The sequence below is a fragment of the Streptomyces sp. AgN23 genome, assembly GCF_001598115.1.
Lineage (GTDB): Bacteria > Actinomycetota > Actinomycetes > Streptomycetales > Streptomycetaceae > Streptomyces > Streptomyces antimycoticus.
Genome location: NZ_CP007153.1, coordinates 1,076,636 through 1,089,680, shown reverse-complemented (window position 1 = coordinate 1,089,680; position 13,045 = coordinate 1,076,636). Strand labels below are relative to the sequence as shown.

Below are 13,045 nucleotides of genomic sequence, written 5' to 3'. Positions count from 1 at the left end.
GAAACCCGACACCTGAAGCCACAACCCGAAAGCGATACCTGAGGCCCGAAAGGCGAGAAACACCCATGGCAAGCACCGACGTCCATCAGCAGGTCAGCGGTCACGCCCGCGCGCTGGACGGCACCCTTCTCGCGTATCAGCACCACGGCACCGGACGGCCCCCGCTGATGCTCCTGGCGGGCCAGGCCAACAACCACCACTGGTGGGACGGCATACGGGCGGACTTCCACGCCACCCACACCACCCTCACCATGGACTGGCGTGGCACGGGGGAGAGCGGAAAGCCCGACCAGCCCTACTCGACGCCGGGCTTCGCCGACGATGTGATCGCCGTCCTCGACCATCTGGGCATCGAGCGCGCCGATCTGTACGGGACCTCCATGGGCGGGCGGGTCGCCCAGTGGGTCGCCGCCCGCCATCCGCACCGGATCCGCCGGCTCGTCCTCGGCTGCACCTCGCCCGGCGGGCCCCACGCGACGGAGCGCGACATGGCGGTGCGGCGCTCCCTGGCCAAGGCCGACGCGCGGGCGGCGAACGAAGCGCTGATCGACCTGATGTACACCCCGGCCTGGCGGGTCGCACACCCCGGGCCCTATACGACCCTCGGCGCCCCCGGTATGCCTCCGCACGCCCGGCGAGGCCACCTGGTGGCCAGCAATCGGCACGACGCCTGGGACGTCCTCCCGCTGATCACCGTGCCCACCCTGATCCTGCACGGCGCGGACGACCGGCTCACCCCGGCGGCCAACGCACCGCTGCTCGCCTCGCGCATCCCCCAGGCGCGTACGCACATCTTCGAGGGCGCGCGGCACGGCTATTTCCAGGAGTGCCGCCCGGCGGCCGCGACGATCGTGTCGTCGTTCCTGGCGGAGGAGCCCTTCCTGGTCTGACCATCTACTCACGCATGAGGAGGGACAGACGAACCATGCAACCCACCCCGCCCCCGCTCAGCTCGTACGTCGCGTCATGGGCCCCGGGACCGGTCGCGGCCGAGGACGCGCTTCCCGTCGGCCCCGTCGCGGCCCTGTCGGCGGTCCTCGACCTGCCCGAGGCCGTGGCGAAGGGCGGTGAGCCCCTGCCACCGCTGTGGCACTGGCTCTACTTCCTGCACTGGCCCGCCCAGCGGGAGCTCGGAGCCGACGGACACCTCCGGAACGGACACCTCCTGCCGCCCATCCCGCACCGGCAGCGGATGATCGCCGGAGGACGATGCGAGATCGCCGAACCGCTGCATCTCGGCGAGCCGGCCGAGCGCATCAGCACCCTGGGCACGGTGACGGCCAAACACGGGAGCACGGGGGAGCTGCTGTTCGTCACCGAGCGCCGGGAACTCCGCCAGCGCGGCCGGACCTGCCTCGTCGAGGAACAGGACATCGTCTACCGGTCGGGGCGCGGCTCCGTGCGCCACCACCCGGCCGCCCTCGACGAGTCCGCCGCCCCCGACCCCGAAGGGACGTGGCAGCTCCCGCTGCACCCGGATCCGACCCTGCTGTTCCGGTTCAGCGCGCTCACCGCCAACGCCCACCGCATCCACTACGACACGCCGTACGCGCAAGGGGAGGAGGGCTACCCGGGCCCCGTCGTCCACGGTCCGCTGCTGGCCCTGCTCATGCTCGAACTCGTCCGCCGCCACGCCCCGGCGCGGCGGGTGGCCTCGCTCTCCTACCGACTGCGGCGGCCGCTGTTCGCCGGGGAACGCCTCGTGGCGTCCGGCACACCCTCCGGCGGCGGCGCCGACCTGCGCATCGCCACCCACCGGGAGGCCCGGCACGCCACGGCGGAGGTGACGTTCGCATAAGCGCGTGCCGGGACCGTACGGCCGGGGCGTCGCTCAGGCGGTGTCCACCGTCTGGAGCGATCCGTTGTGCGTATCGGCGGTGCGCCCCTCATGGCGTATCGCCGTGGAGACGCCGCGCGGTGCGATCCGGGCGCGCAGGGACACCACGGTCAGCAGGGCCAGCGTCGTGCCGACGAGCGGCACCGTGAAGGCGGCGCTCGCGCCGAATCCGTCCGCCACCTGTCCGGCCGCCGTCACCGCCGCGGCCTGCCCCAGTGCGACCGAACCGGTCAGCCAGGTGAACGCCTCCGTCCGGGACGTGGCCGGGACCAGGGCCTCCACCAGGGTGTATCCGGTGATCAGCGCCGGTGCGATGCACAGGCCCGCCAGCAGCCCCAGCCCGCCCAGCGGCAGCGGCGCGGGCACCGCCCACAGCGTTGAGCAGACCAGCGTCAGCGCGGCGTAGGAAGCCAGCAGCCGCCGCCGGGGGGAGGTGCGCCAGGCAATGGCGCCACAGGCCACGCCCGCGAGCATGTTGCCCGCGGCGAAGACGCCGTACAGCACACCGTTCAGGCCCGGTTGACCGTGTTCCTGCGCGAAGGCCGTCAGGGCCACCTGCATCCCGCCGAACACCGAGCCGATGCCCAGGAAGGCCACGGCCAGGACCCGCACCCCCGGTATGGACAGGGCCGAGGCGGGCCGCTCCCGGGTGTCCGCCCGCGCCGCGCCCAGCGGCGGCGCGGTACGGCGCTGGGCCGCGAAGAGCAGTCCGCCCACCAGCGTCAGCACCGCCTCCGCGACCAGGCCGGACGCCGGGTGCACACCGGTGCTCAAACCGGTCGCGAGCACGGGGCCGATGACGAACGTCAGCTCGTCCGTCACGGACTCGAACGCGGCCGCGGTCGCCAGCAGCGGCTGGCGTCCCGAACGCGGCCCGGATCCGCCCGGGGTGCCGTCCCCGGCAGTGCCGTCCCCGGCAGTGCCGTCCCCGAGGGCGGCCGCCCAGCGGGCCCGCACCATGGGCCCGACCTGCGGGACGGAAGCGCCCGTCGGCACCGCGGCGGCGATCAGCGCCCACAGTGGCGCGTGGGCCAGGGCCAGCGCCGTCAGCAGGGCTGCGGCCGCCGCGTGGAGCAGCACACCCGGCACCAGGACCGCGCTCTGCCCGTGGCGGTCGGCCAGCTTGCCGCTCTGGGGCGCGAACAGCGCCATGGACACGCCGGTGACGGCCGCGACCGCCCCGGCGAGCCCGTACGACCCGGTGGTGTGGCGCAGCAGGAGCACGATGCTGATCGTCAGCATCGCGAACGGCTGCCGGGCGGCGAAGCCGGGCAGCAGGAAGGTCCATGCGCCCGGGGTGCGCAGCAGGTGCCGGTAGCCGGCGCGCCGTGCGGGAGGAGGGGTGGTGCTGGAGACCGCGGATGCCACGGCCGACGCCTTTCCGCCGCCTGGTAGCGCACCCGGGCCGGCATGGCGGAGTGCGCCGAGAGCTGTCCTCTCGCGCTGGACCGGGGTAGATACCGGGTCCGCGCCGATGAGGGGGCAGAAGGACCGCGGCCGCCGAGCGGTCGCGCCAGCTCTGCGTCAGGCAGAGTGGTTCGTTGCTTGCCGCGTCATCGTACAGCCAAGCCGCCACCTCGCCGGTGGCGGCAGGTCTCGTACGAGGTCAGGCGCCGGGCAGGGGGCGGACGGTGAGGATCTGCTGGGCGTGTCCGATCGGGCCGCGCAGGTCGTGCAGCACGGTGCTGGTGATGCCCTGGCCGGTGGGACCGAAGGTGACCGTGGTGTCCAGCCCGGCCCAGCCGCCCTCGGGCTGGCGGTGGAGGTGGAGGGTCAGGTCGACGTTGGGGAACATCCAGGCGGTGGGCGGCTGTCGTACGGCGATCCCGTTGGCGGTGTCGACGAGCGTGATGTACGAGGCCAGGGGGGTGCTGGTCTGCCCGGCCACGAGGGCGAGCGGGGTGGAGACCCAGACGGTCGCGCGGCCCGGCTGGGGTGGCGCGAGCGGACGGGAGTCCAGGGAGGCGATGTATCCGCCGGGCCACAGGGAGGCCATCGACCAGGGAGCGAGCTTCTCGGGAGGGGTGAGCCGGTCCCCGGCGCCACCGGCGACGGCCGCGGTGTCCACGGCGGCGAGGAGCCACGCGCGGGCCCGGACCACGGGGCGGTCGGCGATGAGCACGACGGCCTCGATGAGTTCGATGGTGCGGCCGGGCCGGACGGTCTCCACCCGGATCTCGCACTCGTCGAGGGCCAGGCGCCCGAGGATGTCGAAGCTGATGCGGCTGAGGAGCAGCCCGGTGTGCGGCCGGGCGGCGAGGTGACGGTCGATGGCGTGGACGATCAGCCCGCCGAGCGGGCTGAAGTGCTGTTCGTCGGTGCTCCAGGCGCCGCTGACGTGTGCGGTGGGCTTGTAGCGGTGCTCATCGATCGGCTCGTAGTAGCTGTCGGTGGTCAACGGGGACTTCTCCTCGGGCGGGAACATCGTGGTGATCAGAGGGCGTTGACCAGGATGACGTATACAGCCGTGTGGACGCCGCCCCGCGTCGAGCACGGGTGTCCTCGTGCGGGCCACTGATGAGCGCGCTCGGAGGGCACCCGGCCGTAGTTACCCAAGATCCTTGAGTAACTGCTCTTGATCAAGGGTTGCGTCACCCCCTAAGTTGAAAGTAACAACAGGTGGCATGAACCTGTTCAGCCGCAGTACCTCCCGTCGCGCGGTCGCGAACGCCGCACCGGCGGTCCCTCCTGCCCGGGAGACGTCCGGCGCCGTCGCTGTGTCGGATACCGGCCTCGCAGCGCTCACCGGAGAGTGGATCGTCGATCCGGCCCACAGCCGGATCGGTTTCTCCGTCCGCCATGCCATGGTGAGTACGGTACGTGGCGCCTTCACGGAATTCGAAAGCCGCCTCTACTTCGACGGCCGCGACCCGCGCCGTTCCCGGGCCGAGGTCCTGCTGTCCACCACCAGTGTCCAGACCGGTGTCGAGCAGCGTGACGACCACTTGATGGGCCGGGACTTCCTGGACGCCAGAACCTACCCCCACATCCGGTTCGCGAGTACCGCCGTGGAACTCGCGGGCCCGGACGTCTACCGAATGATCGGGGACCTCACGATCAGAGACATCACCCGCCCCGTCGTCCTGGAACTCACCTACATCGGGTACGTCACGGACCCCTTCGGCTACCAGCGGGCGGGCTTCGACGGCACCACCACCATCAACCGCTCCGAATGGGGCCTGACCTACAACGCCCGACTGGCCGAGGGCGGCGCGCTGGTGAGTGAGAAGGTCCGCCTCCAGTTCGACATCGCCGCCATCCGCGCCGTCCCCGCCGCCTGAGGAGCCCCGGAGCCGGAAAGGGTGCCCTCCGGCTGCCAGGAGGGTGCTGAGGGGGGGCGGGCGGCGCCGGAGGGGACCGGCGCCGTCACATGGGCTTGGCGGACGCGGTGGTGAGGTCCAGGTTGTCCTCGACCCACCGGCGCAGGTTCCTGAGCGGGACGGACGCGCTGTGGCCCAGGGGGGAGAGTTCGTACTCCACGTGGAGCGGGACGGCGGGGTAGACCGTCCGCTCGATGAGACCGGCGTCTTCGAGACGGCGCAGCGTCTGGGTGAGCACCTTGGGGCTGATTCCCTGAAGACGGCGCTGCAGGGCGCCGAACCGGAGAGGCCCGTCCTCCAGAGCCCCGATGGCGAGCGCCGACCACTTGTTCGCGAGCAGATCCAGCATGGCGCGGCACGGGCATTGGGCCTCGTACACATCATGATGGTCGTGCTGGCCTGTGTGACATTGCGTGCTCATGGAGGGACCTTCCGGATGCTGGTACTACCCAAAAGGTAGCAGTGTCCCTTGTGGGTAACCAGGCCCCCGCGGATAGCGTGCGAGCGCGCCCGGAGAGCGGGCGTGAGGAGAACGATGAGTTCAGGAGGCACACGTGGCCAGGTCCATGATGCGTGCGGTGGTACAGGACGCGCTCGGCGGCCCGGAGGTGCTGCGCGTCGCGGAGGTCCCGCGGCCGGAGCCGCTGCCCACCGAGGTGCTGGTGCGGGTGCGCGCCGCCGGTGTCAACCCGGTCGACTGGAAGACCCGTCAGGGCGGCGGTATGGCGGGTGTGCTCGGCGAGCCGCCGTTCACCCTGGGCTGGGATGTCTCCGGTGTGGTCGAGGAAGTCGGATTCGGGGTGACCACGCTGGCCCCCGGAGACGAGGTGTACGGCATGCCGTGGTTCCCCCGACAGGCCGGTGGCTACGCCGAGTACGTCACGGCTCCGGCCCGCCAGTTCGCCCGCAAGCCGGCCACCTTGAGCCATGAGGAGGCGGCCGCCGTGCCGCTGGCGGCGCTGACGGCCTGGCAGATCCTGGTGGACACCGCGCACGTGACCGCCGGGCAGCGGGTTCTGGTGCACGCCGCCGCCGGTGGCGTCGGGCACTTCGCCGTCCAGTTCGCACGGCACCTGGGGGCCCGGGTGGTGGGGACCGCCCGGGAGAGCCGGCACGCATGGCTCGGCCGGCTCGGAGCGGCGGAGCTGGTCGACTACACCGAGCAGCGCTTCGAGGACGCGGTCGAGGACGTCGATGTGGTGATCGACCTTCTGGGCGAGGACCACGACGCCACCGGCACCCGGTCCCTGAAGGTGCTCAGGAAGGGGGGACTGCTGGTGGCCGTCCCCGGTGGCGTCGCCCCCGAGGTGCGGCAGGCCGCGGACGCCCGTGGGATCCGCACCAGCGCCTACCTCGTCGAGCCGGACGGCGCCGCCCTCACCACGATCGCCGGACTCATCGACAAGGGTGAGATCGCGGTCGAGGTCGAGGAGGTCTTCCCGCTGGCGGAGGCCGCTCGCGCCCACCGCCAGGGAGAGGACGGCCACACCCGCGGCAAGCTGGTCCTCCGCGTCGGCGCCTGACCCGCTCCGCGCGACGGCGGACGCCCCAGGCCCTCTCGCACCGCCCATCAGATCAGCCCGAAGGAGACGCGCATGTTCTACGAGATCCGCCGCTACCAGATCAGGCCCGGCCGCCGGGAGGAATGGGTCGCCTTCATCGAGGAGGTGATCATCCCCTTCCAGGAGTCGAAGGGGATGAACGTCATCGCCTCGTTCATCGACGACGAGGACCCCGACGGCTACGTGTGGATGCGGCGGTTCGCCGACGAGGCGGAGCGGGAGCGGCTCTACGCGGCGGTCTACGGAAGCGAGCGGTGGCAGCAGGAGATCGCCCCCCGGGTCGAGGAACTGATGTTCCGGGAGAAGATCCAGGTCACGCGAGCCGTGCCCACGCCGGCCTCAGGGCTTCGCTGACCGAATCCTGCCGATGAGCGCATGCTGACGGCCACGGCCGTCCGTCGCTGACGCTCGACGGTCCCGTCCCCGCCCGGAACACACGGTTCCGGGCGGGCGCCGGGTCACCCGGAGACGGTCCGGGCGGGGACGGGGCGGCGGCTTCGGCGCCGCCCCGGCCGCTGGCGGACAGCACCAGGACGAGGGCGAGGTGGGGCCGCCGGTCGGGCATGCGGTCGGTGTAGCGGCTCATCCTGTACATCGCGATGACCGCGCAGATCCACGGGATGGCCGTGAGCAGCCCGATCTGGAAGGAGGAGAGCCCGCCGATGTCGTCGACCAGGCTCGGCAGCCAGAACGTGATCGCGTACCCGGTCAGCGCCATGGCGAAGAACACACCGGTCAGCAGCGCCACTTGGGGGCGGAGCACCAGACGCGGCCTGGACACCTGCGGTTCGCGGCTACGCGCCTCGCGGTCCCGGCCGACGACCGTGCCGAGGGCGGCCTTCTCCTCCCCGGTCGGTCAGCGGGCGTCCTGGATCCGTGAGACGAGGAAGAAGGCGGCGACGAGGGCCACGGTGATCGAGAGGGCGCCTTCCCGTGCGAACATCCAGCGCCAGCCGGCGAATCCGCCCAGGCCGCGCATTTCCAGCAGCGCGCCGCTGATGGGGCCGGTGACGATGTAGGCGGTCGCGGAGCCGCCGAGGAAGAGGGCGCCGGCCCGGCGGCGGGCGGAGTCCGGCAGCCAGGTGGTGAGGTAGTACATGACGCCGGGGAAGAACCCCGCCTCCGCGATGCCCGGCGGGAACCGCGGCACATAGAAGGAGGTGGCCCCGGACATGAAGCGCATGACGAGGATCACCGCTGCCGATGTCGGCCTTGAGGTCGTCCTGGACGAAGCCCACGTCGGTGCGGTCCATCTGGTTGACCACCAGCATGAGGGCCACGGTAGGGTTCACACACCTGCTAACTGTTCAACTATATGAATGGACGTCGATGTTTGACGGAGCACCTCTGCGCATCACGGATGTCACCATCACCCCCGTCGCCTTCCGCGACCCGGCCCTGCTCAACTCCGTCGGCGTCCACGAGCCCTTCGCGCTCCGCTCGATCGTGCAGATCCACACCGACGCGGGCCTGACCGGACTCGGCGAGACCTACGCGGACGAGCTCCACCTGGAGCGCCTCGCGGCCGTCGGGCACGAGATCGTCGGGCTCGACGCCTTCGCCACCGAGGAGCTGCACCAGCGCGTCCAGCGGGTCATCGAGCGCGTGGGCGGCGACGGTGGCTCCGGGCTCACCGGCATGATCACCACCAGCAGCACCGTCGACCGGGTCGCCTCCCCGTTCGAGGTGGCGCTCCTGGACATCCAGGGCAAGGCCGTCGGGCGCCCGGTCAGCGACCTGCTCGGCGGCGCCGTGCGGTCCGCGGTCCCGTTCAGCGCCTACCTCTTCTACAAGTGGGCCGCCCACCCCGGCCAGGAGCCCGACTCCTGGGGCGAGGCCCTCGACCCCGACGCCATCGTGGCGCAGGCCCGGCGGATGGTGGACGACTACGGCTTCACCGCGATCAAGCTGAAGGGCGGCGTCAGGCCCCCCGAGGAGGAGATCGAGGCGATACGGGCGCTGCGCCGCGCCTTCCCCGACCATCCGCTGCGCCTGGACCCCAATGCCGTCTGGACGACCGAGACGTCGGTGATGGTCGGGCGCGCGCTCGACGGCGTGCTGGAGTATCTGGAGGACCCCACCCCGGGGATCGACGGCATGGCCGCGGTCGCCCGCGAGGTCCCCATGCCACTGGCCACCAATATGTGCGTGGTCGCCTTCGACGAGCTGGCCCCCGCGGTGGCCGCCGACGCCGTCCAGGTCGTCCTCTCCGATCACCACTACTGGGGCGGACTGCGCCGTTCCAAGCTGCTCTCCGGTATCTGCGACACCTTCGGCATGGGTCTGTCCATGCACTCGAACTCGCATCTGGGGATCAGCCTGGCCGCGATGACCCACCTGGCCGCGGCCACCCCGAACCTCACCTACGCCTGCGACACCCACTGGCCCTGGAAGACCGAGGACGTGATCGTGGACGGCGCGCTGACGTTCACCGATGGTTCGGTGCCCGTGCCGACCGCCCCCGGCCTCGGTGTGGAGCTGGACCCCGACTCCCTGGCGCGGCTGCATGAGCAGTACGTCCACTGCGGACAGCGCAACCGCGACGACACCGGGTACATGCGGCGCTTCGACCCGTCCTTCCAGGCCGGCCTCGCCCGCTGGTAGGCCCCCGCTGGTAGCCCGCCGCCACCCGGGCTCACCTGCCGGAATACCTCGATTGAAGGAGGCCGTGCACGGTCACCTGGTGTACCCGGATTTCGGCTAAGCGTACGAAGCTGCGGGCCAGGACGTTTTCTTAGCCTCTGAGGGACGGAAAAGACGCCGAAACCCTCGGAAGTGCTGAGACTTGTCTTCTGCTCCTCGCGTACGTACCGCCCCTGATCGGACCGATCGCCGCCGCCGGCGCACGCTGGGCGCGGTGATCGCGGCCGGTCTCGCCCTCGGCGCCCTGGCCGCACCCGCGGCCGGCGCCGTGGACCACCACGCACGGCACGGCGCCGGGACGGCCGCTCCCAAGGCCGACACCGGCTCGCCGGTGCGGGTGAACCAGGTCGGCTATCTGACCCGCGGCCCCAAGAAGGGCACCGTCGTCACGACTGCCACCAAGCCGCTGACCTGGACGCTCCGGGCCGCCGACGGCACCAAGCGGGCGAGCGGGACCACTCACCCCGCGGGCGTCGACCCGAGCTCCCGGCAGAACGTCCAGACCTTCGACTTCAGCAAGGTCACCGACGCGGGCGAGGGGTACACCGTCACCATCGACGGGAAGAAGAGCGAGCCGTTCACCATCGGTGACCACCTCTACCGCTCGCTGCGCAGCGACGCGCTGGCGTACTTCTACCACAACCGCAGCGGCATCAAGATCGACGCGGACCTCGTGGGCTCGAAGTACGCCCGCCCCGCGGGCCATGACAAGGCCGCCCCGCACCGGGGCGACACCGACGTCCCGTGCCAAAAGGGCGGGTGCGACTACCGCCGGAATGTCTCCGGCGGCTGGTACGACGCCGGTGACCAGGGCAAGTACGTCGTCAACGGCGGTATCTCGGTGGCCCAGCTGATGTCCGCGTACGAGCGCACCCACACCACCAAGGGTGTCGACGCCGGGCCGCTCGGCGACGGCCGGCTCCGGGTGCCCGAGCGCGGCAACGGCGTCCCGGACATCCTGGACGAGGCCCGCTGGGAGATGGAATTCCTGCTGCGCATGCAGGTGCCCCAGGGCAAGCCGCTCGCCGGGATGGCGTTCCACAAGGTGCACGACAAGCAGTGGACCGGGTTCCCGACCCGGCCCGACCAGGACAAGCAGCAGCGTGAGCTGCACAAGCCGTCCACCGCGGCCACGCTCAACCTGGCGGCCTCCGCCGCGCAGAGCGCCCGCGTCTTCAAGTCCTACGACCCGGAGTTCGCCGCCCGCTGCCTGCACGCGGCCCGGACCGCGTGGGACGCGGCCAAGGCACATCCGAAGATCTTCGCCAGCGACAAGGACTCCACGGGCGGCGGCGCGTACGGCGACCGGTACGTGGGCGACGAGTTCTACTGGGCCGCGGCCGAGCTGTTCCTGAGCACCGGCGATCACACCTACGCCAAGGCGGTGCTCGGCTCGCCGCTGCACCGCGACGTCGAGGCGCTCTTCCCGCGCGGCGGCGGCATGTCGTGGGCCTCGACCGCGGGCCTCGGCGCGCTCGACCTGGCCACCGTGCCCAACAAGCTCACCTCGAAGCAGCGCGCCGAGGTGCGCACGATGGTGACGAAGGCCGCCGATCGCTACGCCGCGGACTCCGCGAAGTCGGCCTACGGCGTTCCGTACGCGCCGAAGGACGGCAAGTACGAGTGGGGCTCCAACAGCCAGGTGCTGAACAACATGATCGTGCTCGCCACCGCACACGATCTGACGGGCAAGCCCCGCTATCTCGACGCGGTGCTCCGTGGCATGGACTACGTGCTGGGCGGAAATCCGCTCAACCAGTCCTATGTCACCGGCTACGGCGAGCGGAACTCGCACAACCAGCACCACCGCTTCTGGGCGCACCAGCGTGACCACAAGCTGCCGCATCCGGCACCCGGTTCGCTGGCCGGTGGCCCGAACTCCGGGCTGCAGGACGTGGTCGCCAAGAAGAAGCTGAAGGGCTGCGCCCCGGCGATGTGCTACACCGACAGCCTGATGGCGTACTCCACCAACGAGATCACCATCAACTGGAACGCCCCGCTGGCCTGGATCGCCTCGTACGTCGATGGCCTGGGCGGCGGTGCGGCGGGCAAGCCCGTGAGCTGACCCGGTCCGTGCCCGGCCCCTCCGGCGGCGCGGCACCCCCGAGCGGGGCTGCCGATGGCCTCCATCAAGCACACGGCCAGGACGCCCCGTCGAGGGGTGCCCTGGCCGTTGTCGCGCGCGGTGGAGCGAAGACTCAGTCGGCGCCGAACTCCATCGCGGCGCGGTCGAGCAGCGTGTCCTGCCCGGACACATGACCGTCCGAGGCGATTGCCTCGGAGGCGCCCTGCGGCATCGCGCCGATCAGCCCGGTCGAGGCCGCCTGCGCGGCGCCGATCAGCGCCGGATGCGCGTTGCCGACCATGCCCAGCTCGGCGTACTGCTCCAGCTTGGCGCGCGAGTCGGCGATGTCGAGATTGCGCATGGTCAGCTGGCCGATCCGGTCCACCGGCCCGAAGGCGGAGTCCTCGGTCCGCTCCATGGAGAGCTTGTCCGGGTGGTAGCTGAACGCCGGTCCGGAGGTGTCCAGGATGGAGTAGTCCTCACCGCGCCGCAGCCGCAGGGTCACCTCGCCGGTGATCGCCGCACCGACCCAGCGCTGCAGCGACTCGCGCACCATCAGCGCCTGCGGGTCCAGCCAGCGGCCCTCGTACATCAGCCGGCCGAGCCGCCGTCCCTCGCTGTGGTAGGTGGCGAGGGTGTCCTCGTTGTGGATCGCGTTGACCAGCCGCTCGTACGCCGCGTGCAGCAGCGCCATGCCCGGTGCCTCGTAGATGCCCCGGCTCTTGGCCTCGATGACGCGGTTCTCGATCTGGTCGGACATGCCCATGCCGTGCCGGCCGCCGATGGCGTTGGCCTCCAGCACCAGATCGACGGCGGAGGCGAACTCCTTGCCGTTGATCGTCACCGGCCGGCCCTGCTCGAAGCCGATCGTGACGTCCTCGGCCGCTATCTCGACCGTCGGGTCCCAGAACCGCACGCCCATGATCGGCTCGACGAGCTCGATGCCCGTGTCGAGGTGCTCGAGCGACTTGGCCTCGTGGGTCGCGCCCCAGATGTTGGCGTCGGTGGAGTAGGCCTTCTCGGTGCTGTCCCGATAGGGCAGGTCGTGGGCGACCAGCCACTCCGACATCTCCTTGCGGCCGCCGAGCTCGCTGACGAAGTCGGCGTCCAGCCAGGGCTTGTAGATTCGCAGGGAGGGGTTGGCCAGCAGGCCGTAGCGGTAGAACCGCTCGATGTCATTGCCCTTGAAGGTGGAGCCGTCGCCCCAGATCTGCACATTGTCCTCGAGCATGGCGCGCACCAGCAGAGTGCCGGTGACCGCCCGCCCGAGCGGGGTGGTGTTGAAGTAGGCGCGGCCGCCGGAGCGGATGTGGAACGCCCCGCAGGCAAGGGCCGCGAGCCCCTCCTCCACCAGGGCCGCCCGGCAGTCGACCAGCCGGGCGACCTCCGCGCCGTACGTCGTGGCGCGCCCGGGGACCGAGGCGATGTCGGGCTCGTCGTACTGGCCGATGTCGGCGGTATAGGTGCAGGGCACCGCGCCCTTGTCGCGCATCCACGCGACCGCTACCGAGGTGTCGAGGCCGCCGGAGAAGGCGATCCCGACGCGTTCGCCGACAGGGAGGGAGGTGAGAACTTTGGACACAGCAGGAGTATGCAGTCTTATGCATGATCATGCAAG

Annotated in this window: 13 protein-coding genes; 7 read left to right on the top strand and 6 right to left on the bottom strand. The window is 71.2% G+C overall.

Translation table 11 applies throughout. The features are described 5' to 3' along the window. Positions 1-65 precede the first annotated feature (65 nt). Positions 66-890 (top strand): alpha/beta fold hydrolase, encoded by an 825-nt coding sequence (locus tag AS97_RS04680; protein ID WP_210564382.1) that lies wholly within the window; start codon positions 66-68, stop codon positions 888-890. Between the two features lie 35 nt (positions 891-925). After that, entirely contained in the window at positions 926-1,798 is an 873-nt protein-coding gene (locus AS97_RS04675) for a hypothetical protein (RefSeq protein ID WP_125755417.1), read from the top strand. Positions 1,799-1,831: 33 nt separating this feature from the next. On the opposite strand, the gene AS97_RS04670 is transcribed toward AS97_RS04675, so the two are convergent. After that, complete coding sequence (locus AS97_RS04670) at positions 1,832-3,205, bottom strand: MFS transporter (protein ID WP_210564381.1); 1,374 nt, start codon at positions 3,203-3,205, stop codon at positions 1,832-1,834. A 238-nt stretch (positions 3,206-3,443) separates the two neighbouring features. After that, positions 3,444-4,262: a thioesterase family protein gene (locus tag AS97_RS04665; protein WP_210564380.1), complete on the bottom strand. Its 819-nt coding sequence runs from the start codon at positions 4,260-4,262 to the stop codon at positions 3,444-3,446. Between the two features lie 199 nt (positions 4,263-4,461). Between AS97_RS04665 and AS97_RS04660 the strand changes: the two genes are divergently transcribed. Further along, positions 4,462-5,118, top strand: a complete 657-nt coding sequence (locus AS97_RS04660; protein WP_059144789.1) for a YceI family protein — start codon at positions 4,462-4,464, stop codon at positions 5,116-5,118. Between the two features lie 85 nt (positions 5,119-5,203). Here AS97_RS04660 and AS97_RS04655 read toward each other — a convergent pair whose 3' ends face one another. Further along, positions 5,204-5,578, bottom strand: coding sequence for a helix-turn-helix domain-containing protein (locus tag AS97_RS04655; RefSeq protein ID WP_059144788.1), 375 nt, complete (start codon positions 5,576-5,578; stop codon positions 5,204-5,206). A gap of 148 nt (positions 5,579-5,726) precedes the next feature. On the opposite strand from AS97_RS04655, the gene AS97_RS04650 reads away from it, so the two are divergent. Together AS97_RS04650 and AS97_RS04645 are read left to right on the top strand one after the other, a co-directional pair. Continuing rightward, positions 5,727-6,680 carry an NADP-dependent oxidoreductase gene (locus AS97_RS04650; RefSeq protein WP_210567139.1) on the top strand — a complete coding sequence of 318 codons (954 nt, stop codon included), beginning with the start codon at positions 5,727-5,729 and terminating at the stop codon, positions 6,678-6,680. A gap of 72 nt (positions 6,681-6,752) precedes the next feature. Beyond that, on the top strand, positions 6,753-7,073 hold the full coding sequence (locus AS97_RS04645) for an NIPSNAP family protein (RefSeq protein ID WP_059144787.1): 321 nt from the start codon (positions 6,753-6,755) through the stop codon (positions 7,071-7,073). On the opposite strand, the gene AS97_RS46880 is transcribed toward AS97_RS04645, so the two are convergent. Both AS97_RS46880 and AS97_RS46875 read right to left on the bottom strand, forming a co-directional pair. Continuing rightward, positions 7,033-7,500, bottom strand: a complete 468-nt coding sequence (locus AS97_RS46880; protein WP_247204237.1) for a hypothetical protein — start codon at positions 7,498-7,500, stop codon at positions 7,033-7,035. The two genes, AS97_RS04645 and AS97_RS46880, sit on opposite strands and share 41 nt — an antisense overlap. A gap of 75 nt (positions 7,501-7,575) precedes the next feature. Continuing rightward, a complete protein-coding gene (locus tag AS97_RS46875) occupies positions 7,576-7,902 on the bottom strand; it encodes an MFS transporter (RefSeq protein WP_247204236.1) in 327 nt (108 codons plus the stop codon). Positions 7,903-8,048: 146 nt separating this feature from the next. On the opposite strand from AS97_RS46875, the gene AS97_RS04635 reads away from it, so the two are divergent. Next, positions 8,049-9,323, top strand: coding sequence for a glucarate dehydratase family protein (locus AS97_RS04635; RefSeq protein WP_210564379.1), 1,275 nt, complete (start codon positions 8,049-8,051; stop codon positions 9,321-9,323). A 253-nt stretch (positions 9,324-9,576) separates the two neighbouring features. Continuing rightward, positions 9,577-11,427: a glycoside hydrolase family 9 protein gene (locus AS97_RS04630; RefSeq protein WP_247204235.1), complete on the top strand. Its 1,851-nt coding sequence runs from the start codon at positions 9,577-9,579 to the stop codon at positions 11,425-11,427. Positions 11,428-11,560: 133 nt separating this feature from the next. On the opposite strand, the gene argG is transcribed toward AS97_RS04630, so the two are convergent. Then, positions 11,561-13,009 carry an argininosuccinate synthase gene (gene argG / locus AS97_RS04625; protein ID WP_059144785.1) on the bottom strand — a complete coding sequence of 483 codons (1,449 nt, stop codon included), beginning with the start codon at positions 13,007-13,009 and terminating at the stop codon, positions 11,561-11,563. Positions 13,010-13,045: the final 36 nt, after the last annotated feature.

Excerpts from the sequence above, each read along its gene's own strand:
- AS97_RS04675 (WP_125755417.1), top strand. The coding sequence starts at position 926 with ATGCAACCCACCCCGCCCCCGCTCAGCTCGTACGTCGCGTCATGGGCC.
- AS97_RS04680 (WP_210564382.1), top strand. The coding sequence starts at position 66 with ATGGCAAGCACCGACGTCCATCAGCAGGTCAGCGGTCACGCCCGCGCG.
- AS97_RS04665 (WP_210564380.1), bottom strand. The coding sequence starts at position 4,262 with ATGTTCCCGCCCGAGGAGAAGTCCCCGTTGACCACCGACAGCTACTAC.
- AS97_RS04655 (WP_059144788.1), bottom strand. The coding sequence starts at position 5,578 with ATGAGCACGCAATGTCACACAGGCCAGCACGACCATCATGATGTGTAC.
- AS97_RS46875 (WP_247204236.1), bottom strand. The coding sequence starts at position 7,902 with ATGCGCTTCATGTCCGGGGCCACCTCCTTCTATGTGCCGCGGTTCCCG.
- AS97_RS04635 (WP_210564379.1), top strand. The coding sequence starts at position 8,049 with ATGTTTGACGGAGCACCTCTGCGCATCACGGATGTCACCATCACCCCC.
- AS97_RS04645 (WP_059144787.1), top strand. The coding sequence starts at position 6,753 with ATGTTCTACGAGATCCGCCGCTACCAGATCAGGCCCGGCCGCCGGGAG.
- AS97_RS04660 (WP_059144789.1), top strand. The coding sequence starts at position 4,462 with ATGAACCTGTTCAGCCGCAGTACCTCCCGTCGCGCGGTCGCGAACGCC.
- AS97_RS04650 (WP_210567139.1), top strand. The coding sequence starts at position 5,727 with ATGCGTGCGGTGGTACAGGACGCGCTCGGCGGCCCGGAGGTGCTGCGC.